Consider the following 3637-nt stretch of genomic DNA (forward strand, 5'->3'; position numbering starts at 1 on the left):
GCCGGGGCGCTGGGCTGGGTGGCGATGATTTCCATCGGCGCGCTGTATCACATGATTCCGAAAATCTTCGGCCGCGAGCAGATGCACAGCGTCGGCCTGATCAACGCGCACTTCTGGCTGGCCACGATCGGCACCGTGCTCTACATCGCTTCGATGTGGGTCAACGGCATCGCCCAGGGCCTGATGTGGCGTGCGATCAACGATGACGGCACCCTCACCTACTCCTTCGTCGAAACCCTGGTGGCCAGCCACCCCGGCTTCATCGTGCGGCTGGTGGGCGGTGCGGTGTTCCTCAGCGGCATGCTGCTGATGGCTTACAACACCTGGCGCACCGTGCGTTCGGCACAGCCTGTCGAAGCCGCCACCGCCACGCAGCTGGCCTGAGGAGTCTGTGATGAAACACGAAACGATTGAAAAGAACGTCGGCCTGCTGATGCTGCTGATGGTGCTCGCCGTGAGTATCGGCGGCCTGACCCAGATCGTCCCGCTGTTCTTCCAGGACGTCACCAACAAGCCGGTCGAAGGCATGAAGCCCTACACCGCGCTGCAACTGGAAGGCCGCGACATCTACATCCGCGAAGGGTGCGTGCAGTGCCACTCGCAGATGATCCGCCCGTTCCGCGCCGAAACCGAGCGTTACGGCCACTACTCGGTCGCCGGCGAAAGCGTGTGGGACCACCCGTTCCTGTGGGGTTCCAAGCGTACCGGGCCGGACCTGGCCCGCGTCGGCGCACGCTACTCGGACGACTGGCACCGCGCGCACTTGTACAACCCGCGCAACGTGGTGCCGGAGTCGAAAATGCCGGCTTATCCGTGGCTGGTCACGGCGCAGGTCGACAACAGCCACACCGAGACCAAGTTGAAGGTAATGCGCACCCTCGGCGTGCCGTACACCGACGACGACATCAGTGGCGCCGTCGCCAGCCTCAAGGGCAAGACCGAGATGGACGCGCTGGTTTCGTACCTGCAAGTGCTCGGCACTGCCATCAAGAGCAAGAGGTGAGCCATGGGATTTGAATTCGATGCGGGCACCATCCGCGGCCTTGGCACGCTGGTCGTCGCCATCGCCTTTATCGGCCTGTCGCTGTGGGTGTTCAACAACCGGCGCAATGCGGAATTCGAGCAGGCACGCCTGCTGCCGTTTGCCGATGAACCCACCGCAACCCCATCCGACGCTCAAGAAGAGCCTGCAATAAGGAGCACTCGGCCATGACCCTATTCTGGAGTACATGGATCTGCGTACTGACCCTCGGCAGCCTGATCGGCCTGACCTGGCTGTTGATCGGCACCCGCAAGGGCGAAACCAAGGGCAGCGTCGACCAGACCATGGGCCACGCGTTCGACGGTATCGAGGAATACGACAACCCGCTGCCCCAGTGGTGGTTCATGCTGTTCGCCGGCACTCTGGTGTTCGCGGTCGGCTATCTGATCCTCTACCCGGGCCTGGGCAACTGGAAAGGCGTGTTGCCGGGCTACGAGGACGGTTGGACATCGGCCAAGGAATGGGAAAAGGAAATGGCCAAGGCCGACACCAAGTTCGGACCGATCTTCGCCAAATTCTCGGCCATGCCGGTGGAAGAAGTGGCCAAGGACCCGCAAGCGCTGAAAATGGGCGGTCGCCTGTTCGCCTCCAACTGCGCGGTGTGCCACGGCTCGGACGCCAAGGGCGCGTACGGTTTCCCCAACCTGGCGGACAACATTTGGCGCTGGGGCGGTTCGGCCGAAGCGATCAAGACCACCATCATGAACGGTCGCCACGCGGCAATGCCGGCCTGGGGTGAAATCCTGGGCGAAGACGGTGTGAAGAACGTCGCCGCCTATGTACGCCACGACCTGGCCAAGTTGCCGTTGCCGGCCGACAGCACCGCCGACCTGGCCGCCGGCCAAGCCGCGTTCAACACCACCTGCGTGGCCTGCCACGGCGCGCAAGGCCAGGGCACCGAAGCGATGGGGGCGCCGAATCTGACGCTGCCCGCCGGTTACATCTACGGCACCAGCCTGGCGCAGTTGCAGCAGACTATCCGCCACGGCCGCCAGGGCCAGATGCCGGCGCAGGAAGTGCTGCAAGGCAATGACAAGGTGCACCTGCTGGCGGCTTACGTATACAGCCTGTCCCATAACGCCAATGGCGCAACGCCAGAAAGCCAACCTCAATAACTGTTACTTGTGGCGAGGGAGCGTGCTCCCGCTGGGCTGCGAAGCGGCCCAGAATCGTGGGAGCGCTTCGCACTCCAGCGGGAGCAAGCTCCCTCGCCACAGTGACCGAGCCGTGTGACCAAGTGTCACACCCTTCCAAAGCACACCTTTCCCCTCCTGCCATTCGGGTCTACGCTTGCTTTCAAGCGAAGCGATTGCGGCGTACCCAACGACACCCGTTGTGCCCCTGCAATTTTCCTGTCCAATCGATCAGCTTTCCATTTCGGATTTGTCCTTACGCCAAACATGGAAAGGGCGCAGAATCTGGCGTGGAACGCATTGATCCAGGTCAGCCATTGCGTTGCAATGACCCCTCGCTTTCTACATACTTGCGGCCGATTTTACCTATAAAAAAACCTAAACCGTGGAACCTTAGAATGAGCACAGCAATCAGTCCGACTGCTTATAACTATAAGGTAGTCCGCCAGTTCGCCATCATGACGGTGGTCTGGGGGATCCTTGGCATGGGGCTCGGGGTGTTCATCGCCTCGCAACTGGTCTGGCCGGAATTGAATTTCGACTTGCCCTGGACGACCTTCGGCCGTCTGCGCCCACTGCACACCAACCTGGTGATTTTCGCCTTCGGCGGATGCGCACTGTTTGCCACTTCCTACTATGTCGTGCAGCGCACCTGCCAGACGCGACTGATCTCCGACGGCCTCGCCGCCTTTACCTTCTGGGGTTGGCAAGCGGTCATCGTCGGCGCCATCGTCAGCCTGCCGCTGGGCTACACCACCACCAAGGAATACGCCGAGCTGGAATGGCCGATCGCCATTTTGCTGGCGATTGTCTGGGTGACCTACGGCGCGGTGTTCTTCGGCACCATCGTCAAGCGCAAGACCAAGCACATCTACGTGGGCAACTGGTTCTACGGTGCCTTCATCGTGGTCACGGCGATGCTGCACATCGTCAACCACGCGTCGTTGCCGGTGAGCCTGTTCAAGTCCTACTCGGCCTACGCCGGCGCGACGGACGCGATGATCCAGTGGTGGTACGGCCACAACGCCGTGGGGTTCTTCCTCACCACCGGTTTCCTGGGGATGATGTATTACTTCGTGCCCAAACAGGCCGAACGTCCCATTTACTCCTATCGCCTGTCCATCGTGCACTTCTGGGCGCTGATCACCCTGTATATCTGGGCCGGTCCGCACCATTTGCACTACACCGCCCTGCCGGATTGGGCGCAGTCCCTGGGCATGGCGATGTCGATCATCCTGCTGGCGCCCAGCTGGGGCGGCATGATCAACGGCATGATGACGCTCTCGGGCGCCTGGCATAAATTGCGCACCGACCCGATCCTGCGCTTTTTGGTGGTTTCGCTGGCGTTCTACGGCATGTCGACCTTCGAAGGGCCGATGATGGCGATCAAGACCGTCAACTCGCTGTCCCACTACACCGACTGGACCATCGGCCACGTACACGCCGGGGCGCTGGGCTGGGT

5 protein-coding genes are annotated in these 3637 nt (G+C 61.7%); all 5 read left to right on the forward strand.

Features of this window, described 5'->3' with window-relative positions; genetic code table 11:
- Nucleotides 1–384 (forward strand): cbb3-type cytochrome c oxidase subunit I (locus JWR98_RS28855; RefSeq protein ID WP_205491862.1); only part of this gene is annotated, 384 nt, incomplete at its 5' end.
- Nucleotides 385–394: 10 nt separating this feature from the next.
- Nucleotides 395–1003, forward strand: coding sequence for a cytochrome-c oxidase, cbb3-type subunit II (gene ccoO, locus JWR98_RS28860; protein WP_003175458.1), 609 nt, complete (start codon nucleotides 395–397; stop codon nucleotides 1001–1003).
- Between the two features lie 3 nt (nucleotides 1004–1006).
- Nucleotides 1007–1213: a cbb3-type cytochrome oxidase subunit 3 gene (locus JWR98_RS28865; RefSeq protein WP_003175459.1), complete on the forward strand. Its 207-nt coding sequence runs from the start codon at nucleotides 1007–1009 to the stop codon at nucleotides 1211–1213.
- Nucleotides 1210–2157, forward strand: coding sequence for a cytochrome-c oxidase, cbb3-type subunit III (ccoP, locus tag JWR98_RS28870; protein WP_078734202.1), 948 nt, complete (start codon nucleotides 1210–1212; stop codon nucleotides 2155–2157). Before JWR98_RS28865 ends, ccoP begins: the two co-directional genes overlap by 4 nt.
- Nucleotides 2158–2573: 416 nt before the next feature.
- Nucleotides 2574–3637 (forward strand): cytochrome-c oxidase, cbb3-type subunit I (gene ccoN / locus JWR98_RS28875; RefSeq protein WP_205491864.1); only part of this gene is annotated, 1064 nt, incomplete at its 3' end.

The sequence above is a fragment of the Pseudomonas lactucae genome (assembly GCF_016937615.1).
GTDB lineage: Bacteria > Pseudomonadota > Gammaproteobacteria > Pseudomonadales > Pseudomonadaceae > Aquipseudomonas > Aquipseudomonas lactucae.